The organism is Microbacterium galbum (genome assembly GCF_032464915.1).
Lineage (GTDB): Bacteria > Actinomycetota > Actinomycetes > Actinomycetales > Microbacteriaceae > Microbacterium > Microbacterium galbum.
On record NZ_JAWDIS010000001.1, the window covers coordinates 825,827 to 839,945 of the forward strand.

The window sequence follows — 14,119 nt, forward strand, 5'->3', positions numbered from 1 at the left end:
ATTCCTCCAGAACGATCTCGGCGCGCGACGGGGCGCACACCAAATCAGACTAACCCAGAAGGGGCCGACGGCCGTAAGGCCGCCGGCCCCTGCGGGGTCGGGCGTCAGTTGACGGAGCCGCCTGCGGCGACGATCTTCTGCTCAGCGGAGCCGGAGACCTTGTCGACCGAAACGGTCAGCGCGACCGAGATGTCGCCGGTGCCGAGCACCTTGACCTTCTCGTTCTTGCGGACGGCGCCCTTGGCCACGAGGTCGGCGACGGTCACGTCGCCACCCTGCGGGTAGAGCTCGGCGAGCTTCTCCAGGTTCACGACCTGGTACTCGACGCGGAACGGGTTCTTGAAGCCGCGGAGCTTCGGGGTGCGCATGTGCAGCGGCATCTGCCCACCCTCGAAGCCGACCTTGACCTGGTAACGGGCCTTGGTTCCCTTGGTACCGCGACCGGCCGTCTTACCCTTGGAGCCCTCACCGCGACCGACACGGGTCTTCGCGGTGTGAGCGCCCGGGACGGGACGCAGGTGGTGGACCTTGAGCACGCCGGGGCGCGCCGCGGGGGCTTCCTTCTTGGCGGCCGTCTTACCGGCCGTCGCCTTCTTCGGGGCGTCGACCGTAGCGGTCTCGTCCTTCTTGGCAGCCATTAGTCGATCTCCTCAACCTTGACGAGGTGGGCGACGGTCTTGACGTAGCCGCGCGTCTGCGCGTCGTCGGGACGGACGACCGAGTCGCCGATCCGCTTGAGACCGAGCGAACGCAGCGTGTCACGCTGGTTCTGCTTCTCGCTCACCTTGGACTTGATCTGCGTGACCTTCAGACGCTCGGCCATCAGGCACCTACCTTCTGAGCGGCGGCCTCGGCTCGCACGAGGCGGGCCGGGGCGACCTGGTCGAACTCCAGGCCACGGCGGGCGGCCACGGCGCGGGGCTCCTCGAGCGCCTTCAGAGCCTCGACGGTCGCGTGCACGATGTTGATCGTGTTCGACGAGCCGAGCGACTTCGAGAGGACATCGTGGATGCCGGCGCACTCGAGGACGGCGCGGACGGGACCACCGGCGATAACACCGGTACCGGCGGCGGCGGGGCGCAGGAGCACCACACCGGCGGCGGCCTCACCCTGGACGGGGTGCGGGATGGTCGAGCCCGAGCGGGGGACGCGGAAGAAGTTGCGCTTGGCCTCTTCGACACCCTTCGAGATTGCGAGGGGCACTTCGCGGGCCTTGCCGTAACCGACACCCACGACGCCGTTGCCGTCACCCACGACGACGAGCGCCGTGAAGCTGAAGCGACGGCCGCCCTTGACGACCTTCGACACGCGGTTGATGGTGACGACGCGCTCGAGGAACTGGCTCTCGTTGCGGTCGCGCGAACCACGGTCGCGCTGGTTGGTGTTGCGCTCGCGACCACCGCGACGGGGCTCGCGCTCGCGCTCGGCGGGGGCCTGAGCCGCAGCCGCACCCTCAGCCGGTGCAGTCTGCTCGGTCACTTCGGTCTCCTTGTTGTCACTCACAGGTTCAGCCCTCCTTCGCGAGCTCCGTCGGCGATCGCCGCGACGCGTCCCGCGTAGCGGTTGCCGCCACGGTCGAACACGACGTCGGAGACGCCCACGGCCTTGGCACGCTCGGCGACGAGCTCGCCGACCTTGCGGGCCTTGGCGGTCTTGTCACCGTCGAAACCGCGCAGGTCGGTCTCGAGGGTCGAGGCGGAGGCCACGGTGTGGCCCTTGCTGTCGTCCACGACCTGGACGAACACGTGGCGCGCCGAACGCGTCACGACGAGACGGGGGCGCAGCTCGGTGCCGACGACCTTCTTGCGAAGGCGCGCGTGACGACGAGCACGAGCGACAGACTTTGTCTTGACAGCCATGGTCACTTACCACTCTTTCCGGCCTTGCGACGCACGACCTCGCCCGCGTACCGCACACCCTTGCCCTTGTACGGCTCCGGCTTGCGGATCTTGCGGATGTTGGCGGCGGCCTCGCCGACGGCCTGCTTGTCGATGCCGCTCACGGTGACCTTGTTGTTGCCTTCGACCGTGAGGGTGATGCCCGCGGGCGGGTCGATCAGGACGGGGTGCGAGAAGCCGAGGGCGAACTCGATCGAGCTGCCCTTCTGCGCCACGCGGTAACCCGTGCCGACGACCTCGAGGCCCTTGGAGTAGCCCTGGGTGACACCGATGATGTTGTTGTTGATGAGGGTGCGGGTCAGGCCGTGGAGCGACCGCGACTCACGCTCATCGTCGGGGCGGGTGACGAGAACCTGGTTCTCCTCGACCGACACCTCGAGGGGCTGGGCAACGGTGAGCGCGAGCTCGCCCTTGGGGCCCTTGACGTTGACCTCCCGGCCGTTCACCGAGACGGTGACTCCGGCGGGGATGTCGATGGGAAGACGTCCAATACGCGACATGTCAGATCACCACACGTAGGCGAGGACTTCCCCGCCGACGCCCTTCTGCTCGGCCTGACGGTCGGTGAGGAGACCGGAGGAGGTGGACAGGATGGCGACGCCGAGTCCGCCGAGGACCGTGGGGACCTCGGTCGACTTCGCGTACACGCGAAGACCGGGCTTGGAGACGCGCTTGATGCCGGCGATCGACCGCTCGCGGTTCGGACCGTACTTCAGCGTCATGTTGAGGGTCTGGCCGACGCGGGCGTCTTCGACGCTCCAGTCGGCGATGTAACCCTCCTGCTTGAGGATGGCGGCGATGTTCGTCTTCAACTTCGAGCTCGGCATCGACACGGAGTCGTGGTGCGCCGAGTTCGCGTTGCGCAGACGGGTCAGCATGTCTGCGACCGGGTCTGTCATCGTCATGTGTTGCTTCTTTCTTTCATGAGGTTTCGGCTGCCGTTACGCGACAGCCGACCTTCGATGACGGGCCCCCGGAAACCCGGGGGCCCGAGGGGTCAGGCCTGCTGGTCGGCCGACTGGAAGGGGAACCCGAGCTGGCGGAGCAGCGAACGGCCTTCGTCGTCGGTCTTGGCGGTGGTGACGATGGTGATGTCGAAACCACGCACGCGGTCGATGCGGTCCTGATCGATCTCGTGGAACACGGACTGCTCCTGGAGACCGAAGGTGTAGTTGCCGTTGCCGTCGAACTGCTTGGCCGACAGACCGCGGAAGTCGCGGATGCGGGGCAGGGCGAGGTTGACGAGACGGTCGATGAACTCCCACGCACGGTCGCCGCGGAGGGTGACGTGCGCACCGATGGCCTGGCCCTCGCGCAGCTTGAACTGCGCGATGGACTTGCGGGCCTTGGTGACGACGGGCTTCTGACCGGTGATCTTGGTGAGGTCGTCGACCGCACCATCGATCACCTTGCTGTCGCGAGCAGCCTCGCCGACACCGGTGTTCACGACGACCTTGACCAGGCCGGGGATCTGCATGACGTTCTCGTAGCCGAACTCGTCCTGCAGCGCCTTCTTGATCTCGGCGTTGTACTTCTGCTTCAGGCGGGGCTGGATCTTGCCAGCCACCGCGGCAGTGTCGGTGCTCATATTCAGAGGTCCTTGCCGCTCTTCTTCGCGTAGCGCACACGGACGGTGCGCTTGACGCCGTCCTTCACCTGCTCCTCGACACGGTGACCGACACGGGTCGGCTTCTTGGTCGAGGGGTCGACGAGCGCGACGTTGGAGATGTGGATCGGGGCCTCGAACGTCTCGATGCCACCGGTCTTGGTGCCGCGCTGGGACTGACCCACGCGGTTGTGCTTGGTGACGTAGTTCACGCCCTCGACGATGACGCGGTTCTGCTCGGACAGGACCTCGAGGACCTTGCCCTGCTTGCCGCGGTCGCCGCCGCGCTCGGGCTTGGCGCCCGAGATGACCTGAACCAGGTCGCCCTTCTTGATTTTCGCCATGATCAGATGACCTCCGGGGCGAGCGAGACGATCTTCATGAACTTCTTGTCGCGAAGCTCACGACCGACCGGTCCGAAGATACGGGTGCCGCGGGGCTCCCCGTCGTTCTTCAGGATCACGGCGGCGTTCTCGTCGAACTTGATGTACGAGCCGTCGGGACGGCGGGTCTGCTTCACGACACGGACGACGACGGCCTTGACCACGTCGCCCTTCTTGACGTTTCCACCCGGGATCGCGTCCTTGACCGTGGCGACGATGACGTCACCCAGGCCGGCGTAGCGGCGGTTGGAGCCGCCGAGCACGCGGATGGTGAGCAGCTCCTTGGCGCCGGTGTTGTCGGCGACCTTCAGCCGGGATTCGTTCTGAATCACTTTTTACTCCTTGGGTTCCAAGCAAGCCGCGAGGCTTACTTGGCCTTCTCGAGGATCTCGACCAGGCGCCAGCGCTTGGTGGCGCTGAGCGGACGGGTCTCGTTGATGACGACCAGGTCGCCGATGCCCGCCGAGTTGGTCTCGTCGTGCGCCTTGACCTTGGAGGTGCGGCGGATGACCTTGCCGTAGAGCGGGTGCTTCACGCGGTCCTCGACCTCGACGACGATCGTCTTGTCCATCTTGTCGCTGACGACGTAGCCACGACGCGCCTTGCGGTAACCGCGGGCGTTCTCGTCGCGAACATCGTTCTCGGCGTGCTCGTGACCGGCGACCTGCGCCTCGGCCTTCTTCGCGGTAGCCATTACTCCGCCTCTTCCTTCGCGGCGTCGTCAGCGGCATCCGCCTTCTTCGCCTTGCTCTTCTTCGCCTTCGCCGGAGCCTCGACCGGAGCCGGGGTGGCGCGGATGCCGAGCTCGCGCTCACGGATCACGGTGTACAGACGCGCGATGTCGCGCTTGACTGCACGGATGCGACCGTGGCTCTCGAGCTGGCCGGTGGCCGACTGGAAGCGCAGGTTGAACAGCTCTTCCTTGGCCTTGCGCAGCTCCTCGACGAGGCGCTGGTCTTCGAACGTGTCGAGCTCGCTCGGAGCGAGCTGCTTGGTGCCGATCGCCATTACGCGTCGCCCTCCTCGCGCTTGATGATGCGTGCCTTCAGCGGCAGCTTGTGGATGGCACGGGTGAGTGCTTCACGAGCGAGTTCCTCGTTGACACCCGCGACCTCGAAGAGGACGCGACCCGGCTTGACGTTGGCGACCCACCACTCGGGGGAACCCTTACCGGAACCCATGCGGGTTTCGGCCGGCTTCTTGGTCAGCGGACGGTCGGGGTAGATGTTGATCCACACCTTTCCACCACGCTTGATGTGACGCGTCATGGCGATACGAGCGGACTCGATCTGACGGTTCGTCACGTACGCGGGGGTCAGCGCCTGGATGCCGAACTCACCGAACGACACCGTGGTGCCACCGGTGGCCTGACCCGAGCGACCGGGGTGGTGCTGCTTGCGGTACTTGACCTTGCGGGGGATGAGCATTACGCCGACGCTCCTTCTGCCACGGGGGCCTCGTTGCGCGGGCCACGACGACGGTCGCCACCGCGGTCGTCACGACCGCGCGACTTGGGCGCGTTGGCCTGCTCGCGGGCGAGCTCCTTGTTGGTGAGGTCGCCCTTGTAGATCCAGACCTTCACGCCGATGCGGCCGAAGGTCGTCTTGGCCTCGTAGAAGCCGTAGTCGATGTTCGCGCGCAGGGTGTGCAGGGGCACACGGCCTTCGCGGTAGAACTCGGAGCGGCTCATCTCGGCGCCGCCGAGGCGGCCCGACACCTGGATGCGGACACCCTTGGCGCCGGCGCGCTGAGCGCCCTGCAGACCCTTGCGCATCGCGCGACGGAACGCCACACGAGCAGACAGCTGCTCGGCGACACCCTGCGCGACGAGCTGAGCGTCGGCCTCGGGGTTCTTGACCTCGAGGATGTTCAGCTGGATCTGCTTGCCGGTGAGCTTCTCGAGGTCGGCGCGGATGCGCTCGGCCTCGGCGCCGCGGCGACCGATCACGATGCCCGGACGGGCGGTGTGGATGTCGACGCGGACGCGGTCACGCGTGCGCTCGATCTCGATGTTGCTGACACCGGCGCGGTCGAGCGACGTGGTCAGCAGGCGACGGATCTTGATGTCCTCGGCGAGGTAGTCGGCGTAACGCTGACCGGGCTTCGTCGAGTCCGAGAACCACCGCGACACGTGGTCGGTGGTGATGCCGAGGCGGAAGCCGTACGGGTTGACCTTCTGTCCCATTACTTGCTCGCCTTCTTGTTGGCGCGAGCCGGGGCTGCCTCAGCGGCCTCGGGCGTCGCGAGCACGACCGTGATGTGGCTCGTGCGCTTCTTGATCTGGAAGGCGCGACCCTGAGCGCGGGGCTGGAAACGCTTGAGCGTCGTGCCCTCGTCGACGTACGCGTTCTTCACGTACAGGTCGGCGTCATCCAGGTATTCGTTCGTCTTGTCGGCGGTGACGCGAGCGTTCGCGATCGCCGAGGCGACGAGCTTGTAGATCGGCTCGCTCGCGCCCTGCGGCGCGAACTTCAGGATCGCGAGGGCCTCTTCGGCCTGCTTGCCCTTGATGAGCGCGACGACACGACGAGCCTTCTGAGGGGTCACGCGGATGTGTCGCACACGTGCGATGGACTCCACCATTTCTCTCTCCTCCTCGGTCGCCTTAGCGGCGACGGCCCTTCTTGTCGTCCTTCACGTGGCCGCGGAAGGTGCGGGTGGGCGAGAACTCGCCCAGCTTGTGGCCGACCATGGTCTCGGTCACGAACACGGGGATGTGCTTGCGACCGTCGTGCACGGCGATGGTGTGTCCCAGCATGGCGGGGATGATCATCGAACGGCGCGACCAGGTCTTGATGACGTTCTTGGAACCGGCTTCGTTCTGCGAGACGACCTTGCGAAGCAGGTGCTCGTCGACGAAGGGGCCCTTCTTAAGGCTGCGAGGCATCTTCCTCTACTCCTACTTGCGCTTCTTGCCGGCGGTGCGACGGCGGACGATCAGCTTGTCGCTTTCCTTGTTCGCGTGGCGGGTGCGGCCCTCGGCCTTACCCCACGGCGAAACAGGGTGACGACCACCGGAGGTCTTACCCTCACCACCACCGTGCGGGTGGTCGACCGGGTTCATGGCGACACCACGCACGGTCGGGCGGACGCCCTTCCAGCGCATGCGGCCGGCCTTGCCCCAGTTGATGTTCGACTGCTCGGCGTTGCCGACCTCGCCGATCGTGGCGCGGCAGCGCACGTCGACGTTGCGGATCTCGCCGGAGGGCAGACGCAGCTGCGCGTAGGGGCCGTCCTTCGCGACCAGACGCACCGAGGCGCCGGCCGAACGGGCCATCTTCGCTCCGCCGCCGGGACGCAGTTCGATCGCGTGGATCACGGTACCGGTGGGGATGTTGCGCAGCGGCAGGTTGTTGCCGGGCTTGATGTCAGCGCCGGCACCCGACTCCACGACGTCGCCCTGCGACAGCTTCGCGGGGGCGAGGATGTAGCGCTTCTCGCCGTCCGCGTAGTGCAGCAGCGCGATGCGCGCGGTGCGGTTGGGGTCGTACTCGATGTGAGCGACCTTGGCGTCGATGCCGTCCTTGTCGTTACGACGGAAGTCGATCAGACGGTACTGACGCTTGTGTCCACCACCGATGTGACGCGTGGTGATGCGGCCCTGGTTGTTGCGGCCACCGGTCTTCGACAGCGGGCGCAGCAGCGACTTCTCAGGCGTCGATCGGGTGATCTCGGCGAAGTCGGCCACCGACGAGCCGCGGCGACCGGGGGTCGTGGGCTTGTACTTGCGAATAGCCATTGTTCTTGTCCTCTATCCCGACCGTCAGCCGACAGACGTGAAGATGTCGATGGTGCCGGACTTCAGCGTGACGATGGCACGCTTGGTGTCCTTGCGCTTGCCGATGCCGAAGCGGGTCCGACGGGCCTTGCCCTGACGGTTCAGCGTGTTCACCGAAGCGACCTTGACGCCGAAGATCTTCTCGATCGCGAGCTTGATCTCGGTCTTCGACGAACGGGGGTCCACCAGGAAGGTGTACTTGCCCTCGTCGATGAGCGAGTAGCTCTTCTCGGAGACGACCGGCTTCAGGATGATGTCGCGCGGGTCCTTGTTGACGGTGGTCATGCCGAGACCTCCTCGGTGGCAGCGCTCTTCGACGCGACGAACGCGTCGTAGGCGGCCTTGGTGAAGACGATGTCGTCGGAGACGAGCACGTCGTACGTGTTGAGCTGGCCGACGGTCAGCACGTGGACGTACGCGAGGTTGCGCACGCTCTTGATCGTCAGCTCGTCGTCGCGGTCGATGACCACCAGGACGTTCTTGACGGCACCGAAGGCCTTCAGCGCGGCAGCGGCGGCCTTGGTCGAGGGCGCACCCTCGATGGCGAAGCTGTCGACGATGTGGAGGCGCTGCCCACGAGCACGGTCGCTGAGCGCACCCAGGAGGGCGGCGGCGATCATCTTCTTGGGGGTGCGCTGGCTGTAGTCGCGGGGCTTGGGCCCGTGGACGATGCCACCACCGGTCATGTGCGGCGCGCGGATCGAGCCCTGACGGGCGTTACCCGTGCCCTTCTGCTTGAAGGGCTTGCGGCCGGCACCCGAGACCTCGCCACGACGCTTGGTCGAGTGCGTGCCCTGGCGAGCCGCGGCGCGCTGCGCCACGACGACCTGGTGGATGAGGGGGATGTTCGTCTTGACGTCGAAGAGCGCGGCGGGCAGCTCGACAGAGCCGGCCTTGTTGCCGTCGGCCTTCACGACGTCGAGCGCGAGAGTCGAGTCAGCCATGATCAGGCACCCTTCACTGCGTTGCGGACGTAGACGATGCGGCCACGAGCACCGGGGACGGCGCCCTTGACGAGCATCAGGCCCTTCTCGGCGTCGACGGCGTGCACCGTGAGGTTGAGGACGGTCACGCGCTCGCCACCCATACGGCCGGCCATGCGCATGCCCTTGAAGACGCGGCTCGGGGTCGACGAGGCGCCGATCGAACCGGGCTTGCGGTGGTTGCGGTGCGCACCGTGCGATGCGGAGACACCCTTGAAGTTGTGACGCTTCATGACACCGGCGGTGCCCTTGCCCTTGCTGGTGCCGACGACGTCGACCAGCTGGCCGGCCTCGAAGAGACCGTCGACGGTGAGCTCCTGGCCCAGCGAGTAGTCGGCGGCATCCGCGGTGCGCACCTCGGTGAGGTGGCGGCGCGGGGTGACACCGGCGGCGTCGAAGTGAGCCGTGAGGGGCTTGTTCACCTTGCGGGGGTCGATCTGGCCGTAGCCGATCTGAACGGCGTTGTAGCCGTCCTTCTCGAGCGAGCGCAGCTGGGTCACGACGTTCGGGGCGACCTCGATGACGGTGACGGGAACGAGCTTGCCGTTCTCGTCCCACACCTGGGTCATACCGAGCTTGGTGCCGAGGAGGCCCTTGGAGATCTTGGAGTTGATGTCAGCCATGTCGAACCTCAGAGCTTGATCTCGATGTTGACATCGGCCGGGAGGTCGAGGCGCATCAGCGAATCGACGGCCTTGGGCGTCGGGTCGATGATGTCGATGAGGCGCTTGTGGGTGCGCATCTCGAAGTGCTCGCGGCTGTCCTTGTACTTGTGGGGCGACCGGATGACGCACACGACGTTCTTCTCGGTCGGAAGGGGAACCGGGCCCACCACGGTGGCGCCGGCACGGGTCACGGTGTCGACGATCTTGCGCGCCGACGAGTCGAGCCCGGCGTGGTCGTACGACTTCAGGCGAATGCGGATCTTCTGTCCCGCCATTGTCTGCTCTCTCTCTTTCAGCGTCTTACCCGACCTGGGGCATTGGACGCACGGTGGTGCTGACGCACCCTGGCACTTCCCCTCGCTCACGCGAGAGATGCTGCACCGCTGTTCAGCTGTCAAACCGGATGCCACGTTGTGGCCTCCGGCCCGCCCCGCGCACGCACGCATGCGAATCCCGTGAAGGATGAGGGGTTCGGTGTGGTGTTCTGCTGCCCGCGGCCCAGGACCCTGCGCTTCCGCGCCGCCTGTGCACTGCCGAGACAGTGATCCTGGCGCGCGCCAAGCGCACGCCGGAATGTGGAACTGGACTAGTCTACGGACCCCCGGCACGTGTCGCAAACCCGGGCGTGTCGCGTGCGGCGGATGCTCAGGATCACCCTTCGAACCCATCCCGAACCGGCGGAGCTGCGCCATAGGATGGTCGCGCCTGGGGGGCGATCACAACGACCATCGCGCGTCTCCGGCCGGACAGGAAGGCACGGATGAGTCCTGCTGACGACGGGTCTGCACCCGCGACCGTATGCACCGTCGACGCGATGGGCGTCGTCGTCGACATGCGCACCGACGCCCCCCTGCCGGATCGGATGCGCTCCCGCATCCTGGAGGCGTGGCGCGATTGCCGCGTCGGGGCCGAGGACACCCGCGGTCGTCGCGTGCTGGAGCTCCACCCCGACGCGTTCGTCGACCCCGACGGCGGGCTCTCGAACCTCTCCACCCTCGTCACGCTGGAGGCGCTCGACGCCCTCCGCGGCACGCGGCTGCTCCTGCACGCTGCCGGGGTGGCCACCGAGGACGGCCGCACGATCGCGCTGGTGGGACCCTCCGGTCGCGGCAAGACCACGGCATCCCGTCATCTGGGACGGCACTTCAGCTACGTGAGCGACGAGACCGTGGCCGTCGCCGACGACCTCGCGGTGAGCCCCTATCGCAAGCCGCTCTCGGTCATCACCGAGGGGCTCGTCCACAAGGAGCAGATCGCGCCCAGCCACTTCGGGCTGAAGGGTCTGCCCGCTGTGCCGCTCCGGCTCGTCGGGCTCACGCTCATCGACCGCCGACCCGGGTCCCCGACGGTCGGCCCCGAAGTCGTCGACCTCATCGACGCCGTCTGCGAGTTGACCCCGCAGATCAGCTATCTGCCGGAGATGCCGGCCCCGTTGCAGCGGCTGGCGCGACTGTTCGACACGATCGGCGCCCCCACCCGGTTGATCTACCGGGATGCCACCGAGCTCCCGGCCCTCGTGCAGCAGATGTTCGATGCGCCCCCGCCGCGCGCCCAAGCCTGGACGCTCCCCCGCCGCACGGACTCCGTGGGTCCGTGGCGGGCCACCGCGTACGACGACGCGATCCTCGTGGACGGCCGCGCGTGCATCCTCCGCGACGGTGTGGTGACGGCGCTCGAGCAGCTCGGACGCCTCGTGTGGACGCTGTGTCTCGCGGGGGCGTCCGAGGAGGCGATCGCCGAGGCGGCGGAGGCGGAGTTCGGCGAGCCGGCGGAGGGGAGCGCGTCGGCGGTGATCCGTTCCACTCTCGACGAGCTGCGCACACGCGGGTTCATCGAGGCCGCATGACCGACCGGACCTCTCCCCCGGTGCCGCGTGCGCGCGGATGGCGACGGGTGCGCCGGTCGCCCGTGACCCACGTGATCGCGGCGTTCATCGTGCTGGCCCTCGTACAGCTGTTCCTGGTCAAGCCGTTCCAGGTGCCGTCGGAGTCGATGTCGCCCACGCTCGAGACCGGCGACCGCATCGTGGCCGACCGGATCTCGCTCGCCGTGTCCGACCCTGCGCAGGGCGACGTCGTCGTCTTCTCGCGCCCGGACGGGTGGAAGACGGATGCCGCGCCGCGCGGAGCGCTGCGGACGGCGGCGGGGTGGGTCGGCGACCTCGTCGGATTCGGTCCGAGCAACCTCGATGCGCTCGTGAAGCGCGTCGTGGGGACCCCGGGGTCGACGGTGCGGTGCTGCAGCACTGAGGGGCAGGTCGAGGTCGACGAGGTCGCGCTCGACGAGGACTACGTTCGCAACGACCTGCCCTTCATCGCTGGACAGCTCGACTGCGAGAGCGCCCCCACGTCCTCGCGATGCTTCGGTCCCATCGACGTTCCCGAGGGCCACTACCTCGTGATGGGCGACAACCGGGCGAACTCGGCCGACTCGGTCGTCGGATGCCGAGGAGCCCCGGCATCCACGGACTGCGCACGCTTCGTCGACCGCGCGGACATGATCGGCGAGGTACGCGCGATCGTGTGGCCCCTCGACCGCGCGTTCGGCCCACTGGACTGACGGCGGGCGGGCCGCCGCTCCCCCGTCTGCGGCGTCCATACGACGACGGCGCCGCCCCCGAGGTGGGAACGGCGCCGGCGCGAATTGGTGTCAGGCGTTGCCGATGTGCTTGTCGACGTTCTGACGGACCTCGTCGACCTTTGTGTGCTGCTCGGCCGGCACGACCTTCTTGATCGCGTCGGCGGCGCCGTCGAGGATCTTGTCGCTGACCTCTTCGGCCTTCTCGCTCTTGAGCGCCTCTTCGATCTTGTCGCGGTTCTCGTCGAGGAGCTTCTTGCCCTTGTTGATGATGTCGTCGACGCCCATGGCGTTCCCCCTCACTCGGTCGATCCGGCCGGAACGCCGGGTCGATTCACCGCTCATTGTGGCGCGCGTGGTCATCGCGGGGAAGACGTTGACGCGCACGGACGACGAAGGGCGCCGCGCGGTGTGCGCGACGCCCTCGTGTCACCGGTGGATCAGATGGTGACGCCGCTGTCGATCGTCTCGAAGTTGACGGCCGAGGCCTCGACGACGGCGCGCGTCGGCGGCAGAGTGTTTCCCGAGGTCGGGCGGAGGATGACGTACGGAGCCGGAACGCGGTTCGCCGAGCCGTTGAGCAGCTGGCCGGAGTACGAGAACGTGATGCTGCCCGACGTCCCAGACGCGACCGTACCGCCGGACTGGGTCCAGCCGCGCAGGTTCTGGAGGATCGGGGTGTAGTCGCCCGATCCCGACCACTTCACCGTGATCGTGGGCGCCGACGCGTAGTAGGAACCGGCCGGATACTCGTCGCCGTTTCCGTCGTAGATGAAGAACCCGAAGCCCGAGGTCGACTGGTTGATACGGATCTCGTTCGGGTTGCCGCCACGGTAGGTGGAGATCGACGTGCCACCGTCGAGCGTGCTCGCGGACCCCGACGGCACAGGCTGCGGTCCGGTCGTGCTGGCGGAGGCCAGCGGCGCGGCGACGGCCACGGCGATGACGGGCGCGGCCCACGCGGCGGTCTTGATGACGGCGCGACGGCTGACGGAGCCGGTGGCGGTCTCGGAGTTCTCGGTGCTCATGTGTGCCCCCCAGGGGTTCGATCGGATGTCTCGTCCGTCATCGGGTGAAGAACGAGGTGACAACACGGCGATGATCTCGACGCGGGGCGGTGAGCACGCGGGTGAGTGGCGGAAGACGGCGTCTCGGGTATGAGAGATGGCGCGTCAGGCGCGAACCGCGTGCGGGCGGCGCGCAGCGCGCACGCGCGTCGGAGAGGGATGCCCCTCAGCGGCGAACGCCCGGGCAAGAGACGAGCCGTTCGCGAGACCGCAGGTGTGCGCCACCCGCTCGATCGAGAGCGAGGAATAGGCCGGATCGCGCAGCAGTGTCATGGCGTGCCGAACACGCGCGCCCCGGATGCTGCGGTCCATCGTCGTGCCGCGCGCCGTGAACTGCCGCTGCAACGTGCGCAACGACGTGTTCAGCTCCGCGGCGACGGACGCCGCCGTCAAGTCGGGATCCCCGACGCGCGCGGTGATGACCGACAGGGCGGCCGCGTGCAGGTCCGCCGCGGGCTTGTCGTGCCGGGCTTTCAGCGACGCCACGACGACGCCGACGATCATCTCCTGCAGCAGTCGCTCCATGAAGTAGAGCGAAAGCCCGGTCTGCCGGTCTCGCGTCGTCGCGCAGGTCCACGCGAAGGTCAAGAACGGCCAGAAGAGGGCGGAATGCGTGTCGATCGCGTGCGCGAAGGGAGCCTCGATCCCGATGCCGTTCAGCACCTGAGCGGGGAACGTCAGCACGAGGTGGCACTTCGCCGCCGGGGTCATCGCCGCCTGCGCTCGTGAGGCGAGCAGTGCCGTGCTCGGCCCCTTCTCGGTCACCGCCCCACGAATGGAGGGAGGGCGGTCGAGCGCGATGAGCAGGGAGACCTCGTCGTCCGCGGCTCCGGATGCCACGGACACCGGCCGCGCGTGAACACTCGCGCGAATACGCACGCTGCCGAATCCGGCTTCGATCGGAGCGGTGTCGTTGACCGCGATGACCACCGACGCCCCCCGACGCAGTACGACAGGACCGCACCGGATGCGCGATCGTCGCGCCGGATCGCAGCCCAGCGCATCACCCATGCAATCGGGAGGACCGCAATGCTTTCGCGGTGGAACGTCAAGGGATTGTCAAGATTGCGCTAAGACTTGCACAATTCGCGCAGCCGGATGCCGCGAGCGGTGAAGCTCACGGCATCCTTCCTCCCCCTCAGAGCCCGGCGGTGGCTCGAAG

At 67.4% G+C, this 14,119-nt stretch carries 25 protein-coding genes; 2 read left to right on the forward strand and 23 right to left on the reverse strand.

The annotated features are described in order from the left end of the window. Positions 1–104: 104 nt before the first annotated feature. The 20 genes from rplO to rpsJ form a co-directional block, all read right to left on the reverse strand. Positions 105–638 carry a 50S ribosomal protein L15 gene (gene rplO / locus RWH45_RS03970; protein ID WP_264629984.1) on the reverse strand — a complete coding sequence of 178 codons (534 nt, stop codon included), beginning with the start codon at positions 636–638 and terminating at the stop codon, positions 105–107. Further along, on the reverse strand, positions 638–823 hold the full coding sequence (rpmD, locus tag RWH45_RS03975) for a 50S ribosomal protein L30 (RefSeq protein WP_013583998.1): 186 nt from the start codon (positions 821–823) through the stop codon (positions 638–640). Before rpmD ends, rplO begins: the two co-directional genes overlap by 1 nt. Beyond that, the gene (gene rpsE / locus RWH45_RS03980) at positions 823–1,503 is read right to left on the reverse strand and encodes a 30S ribosomal protein S5 (protein ID WP_055959318.1); all 681 of its coding nucleotides are present in this window, start codon (positions 1,501–1,503) and stop codon (positions 823–825) included. Before rpsE ends, rpmD begins: the two co-directional genes overlap by 1 nt. Continuing rightward, a complete protein-coding gene (rplR, locus tag RWH45_RS03985) occupies positions 1,500–1,859 on the reverse strand; it encodes a 50S ribosomal protein L18 (RefSeq protein WP_043361012.1) in 360 nt (119 codons plus the stop codon). The genes rpsE and rplR overlap by 4 nt, the downstream gene beginning before the upstream one ends. A gap of 2 nt (positions 1,860–1,861) precedes the next feature. Next, positions 1,862–2,398 (reverse strand): 50S ribosomal protein L6, encoded by a 537-nt coding sequence (gene rplF / locus RWH45_RS03990; RefSeq protein ID WP_136585941.1) that lies wholly within the window; start codon positions 2,396–2,398, stop codon positions 1,862–1,864. A 6-nt stretch (positions 2,399–2,404) separates the two neighbouring features. Next, positions 2,405–2,803, reverse strand: a complete 399-nt coding sequence (rpsH, locus tag RWH45_RS03995) for a 30S ribosomal protein S8 (protein WP_013584002.1) — start codon at positions 2,801–2,803, stop codon at positions 2,405–2,407. 92 nt (positions 2,804–2,895) lie between these two features. Beyond that, on the reverse strand, positions 2,896–3,486 hold the full coding sequence (rplE, locus tag RWH45_RS04000) for a 50S ribosomal protein L5 (RefSeq protein ID WP_315993613.1): 591 nt from the start codon (positions 3,484–3,486) through the stop codon (positions 2,896–2,898). 2 nt (positions 3,487–3,488) lie between these two features. After that, positions 3,489–3,848 (reverse strand): 50S ribosomal protein L24, encoded by a 360-nt coding sequence (gene rplX, locus RWH45_RS04005; protein ID WP_076673708.1) that lies wholly within the window; start codon positions 3,846–3,848, stop codon positions 3,489–3,491. 2 nt (positions 3,849–3,850) lie between these two features. Beyond that, the gene (rplN, locus tag RWH45_RS04010) at positions 3,851–4,219 is read right to left on the reverse strand and encodes a 50S ribosomal protein L14 (protein ID WP_013584005.1); all 369 of its coding nucleotides are present in this window, start codon (positions 4,217–4,219) and stop codon (positions 3,851–3,853) included. 35 nt (positions 4,220–4,254) lie between these two features. After that, positions 4,255–4,581, reverse strand: a complete 327-nt coding sequence (gene rpsQ / locus RWH45_RS04015; protein ID WP_076673706.1) for a 30S ribosomal protein S17 — start codon at positions 4,579–4,581, stop codon at positions 4,255–4,257. Then, entirely contained in the window at positions 4,581–4,895 is a 315-nt protein-coding gene (rpmC, locus tag RWH45_RS04020) for a 50S ribosomal protein L29 (RefSeq protein WP_058623969.1), read from the reverse strand. Before rpmC ends, rpsQ begins: the two co-directional genes overlap by 1 nt. Continuing rightward, a complete protein-coding gene (gene rplP / locus RWH45_RS04025; protein ID WP_013584008.1) occupies positions 4,895–5,314 on the reverse strand; it encodes a 50S ribosomal protein L16 in 420 nt (139 codons plus the stop codon). Before rplP ends, rpmC begins: the two co-directional genes overlap by 1 nt. Beyond that, on the reverse strand, positions 5,314–6,072 hold the full coding sequence (gene rpsC, locus RWH45_RS04030; RefSeq protein ID WP_058230882.1) for a 30S ribosomal protein S3: 759 nt from the start codon (positions 6,070–6,072) through the stop codon (positions 5,314–5,316). Before rpsC ends, rplP begins: the two co-directional genes overlap by 1 nt. Next, the gene (gene rplV / locus RWH45_RS04035; RefSeq protein WP_136585944.1) at positions 6,072–6,470 is read right to left on the reverse strand and encodes a 50S ribosomal protein L22; all 399 of its coding nucleotides are present in this window, start codon (positions 6,468–6,470) and stop codon (positions 6,072–6,074) included. Before rplV ends, rpsC begins: the two co-directional genes overlap by 1 nt. Positions 6,471–6,492: 22 nt before the next feature. Next, positions 6,493–6,774 carry a 30S ribosomal protein S19 gene (rpsS, locus tag RWH45_RS04040; protein ID WP_013584011.1) on the reverse strand — a complete coding sequence of 94 codons (282 nt, stop codon included), beginning with the start codon at positions 6,772–6,774 and terminating at the stop codon, positions 6,493–6,495. Positions 6,775–6,786: 12 nt separating this feature from the next. Beyond that, positions 6,787–7,626: a 50S ribosomal protein L2 gene (rplB, locus tag RWH45_RS04045; RefSeq protein WP_013584012.1), complete on the reverse strand. Its 840-nt coding sequence runs from the start codon at positions 7,624–7,626 to the stop codon at positions 6,787–6,789. 24 nt (positions 7,627–7,650) lie between these two features. Next, positions 7,651–7,950 (reverse strand): 50S ribosomal protein L23, encoded by a 300-nt coding sequence (rplW, locus tag RWH45_RS04050; protein WP_013584013.1) that lies wholly within the window; start codon positions 7,948–7,950, stop codon positions 7,651–7,653. Beyond that, positions 7,947–8,609, reverse strand: a complete 663-nt coding sequence (rplD, locus tag RWH45_RS04055) for a 50S ribosomal protein L4 (RefSeq protein ID WP_076673700.1) — start codon at positions 8,607–8,609, stop codon at positions 7,947–7,949. Before rplD ends, rplW begins: the two co-directional genes overlap by 4 nt. Positions 8,610–8,611: 2 nt before the next feature. Then, entirely contained in the window at positions 8,612–9,271 is a 660-nt protein-coding gene (gene rplC, locus RWH45_RS04060; protein ID WP_076673698.1) for a 50S ribosomal protein L3, read from the reverse strand. An 8-nt stretch (positions 9,272–9,279) separates the two neighbouring features. Further along, on the reverse strand, positions 9,280–9,588 hold the full coding sequence (rpsJ, locus tag RWH45_RS04065) for a 30S ribosomal protein S10 (RefSeq protein ID WP_013584016.1): 309 nt from the start codon (positions 9,586–9,588) through the stop codon (positions 9,280–9,282). A gap of 485 nt (positions 9,589–10,073) precedes the next feature. Here rpsJ and RWH45_RS04070 point away from each other — a divergent pair, with 485 nt between their 5' ends. Together RWH45_RS04070 and lepB are read left to right on the forward strand one after the other, a co-directional pair. Next, positions 10,074–11,159 (forward strand): PqqD family peptide modification chaperone, encoded by a 1,086-nt coding sequence (locus RWH45_RS04070; protein WP_315993614.1) that lies wholly within the window; start codon positions 10,074–10,076, stop codon positions 11,157–11,159. Then, the gene (lepB, locus tag RWH45_RS04075) at positions 11,156–11,872 is read left to right on the forward strand and encodes a signal peptidase I (protein WP_315993615.1); all 717 of its coding nucleotides are present in this window, start codon (positions 11,156–11,158) and stop codon (positions 11,870–11,872) included. The genes RWH45_RS04070 and lepB overlap by 4 nt, the downstream gene beginning before the upstream one ends. 90 nt (positions 11,873–11,962) lie before the next feature. On the opposite strand, the gene RWH45_RS04080 is transcribed toward lepB, so the two are convergent. From RWH45_RS04080 to RWH45_RS04090, 3 genes are all read right to left on the reverse strand, one after another. After that, positions 11,963–12,178 carry a hypothetical protein gene (locus tag RWH45_RS04080; protein ID WP_315993616.1) on the reverse strand — a complete coding sequence of 72 codons (216 nt, stop codon included), beginning with the start codon at positions 12,176–12,178 and terminating at the stop codon, positions 11,963–11,965. 152 nt (positions 12,179–12,330) lie between these two features. After that, entirely contained in the window at positions 12,331–12,918 is a 588-nt protein-coding gene (locus RWH45_RS04085) for a hypothetical protein (RefSeq protein ID WP_315993617.1), read from the reverse strand. Positions 12,919–13,062: 144 nt separating this feature from the next. Continuing rightward, the gene (locus RWH45_RS04090) at positions 13,063–13,887 is read right to left on the reverse strand and encodes a helix-turn-helix domain-containing protein (RefSeq protein WP_315993618.1); all 825 of its coding nucleotides are present in this window, start codon (positions 13,885–13,887) and stop codon (positions 13,063–13,065) included. Between the last annotated feature and the right edge of the window lie 232 nt (positions 13,888–14,119).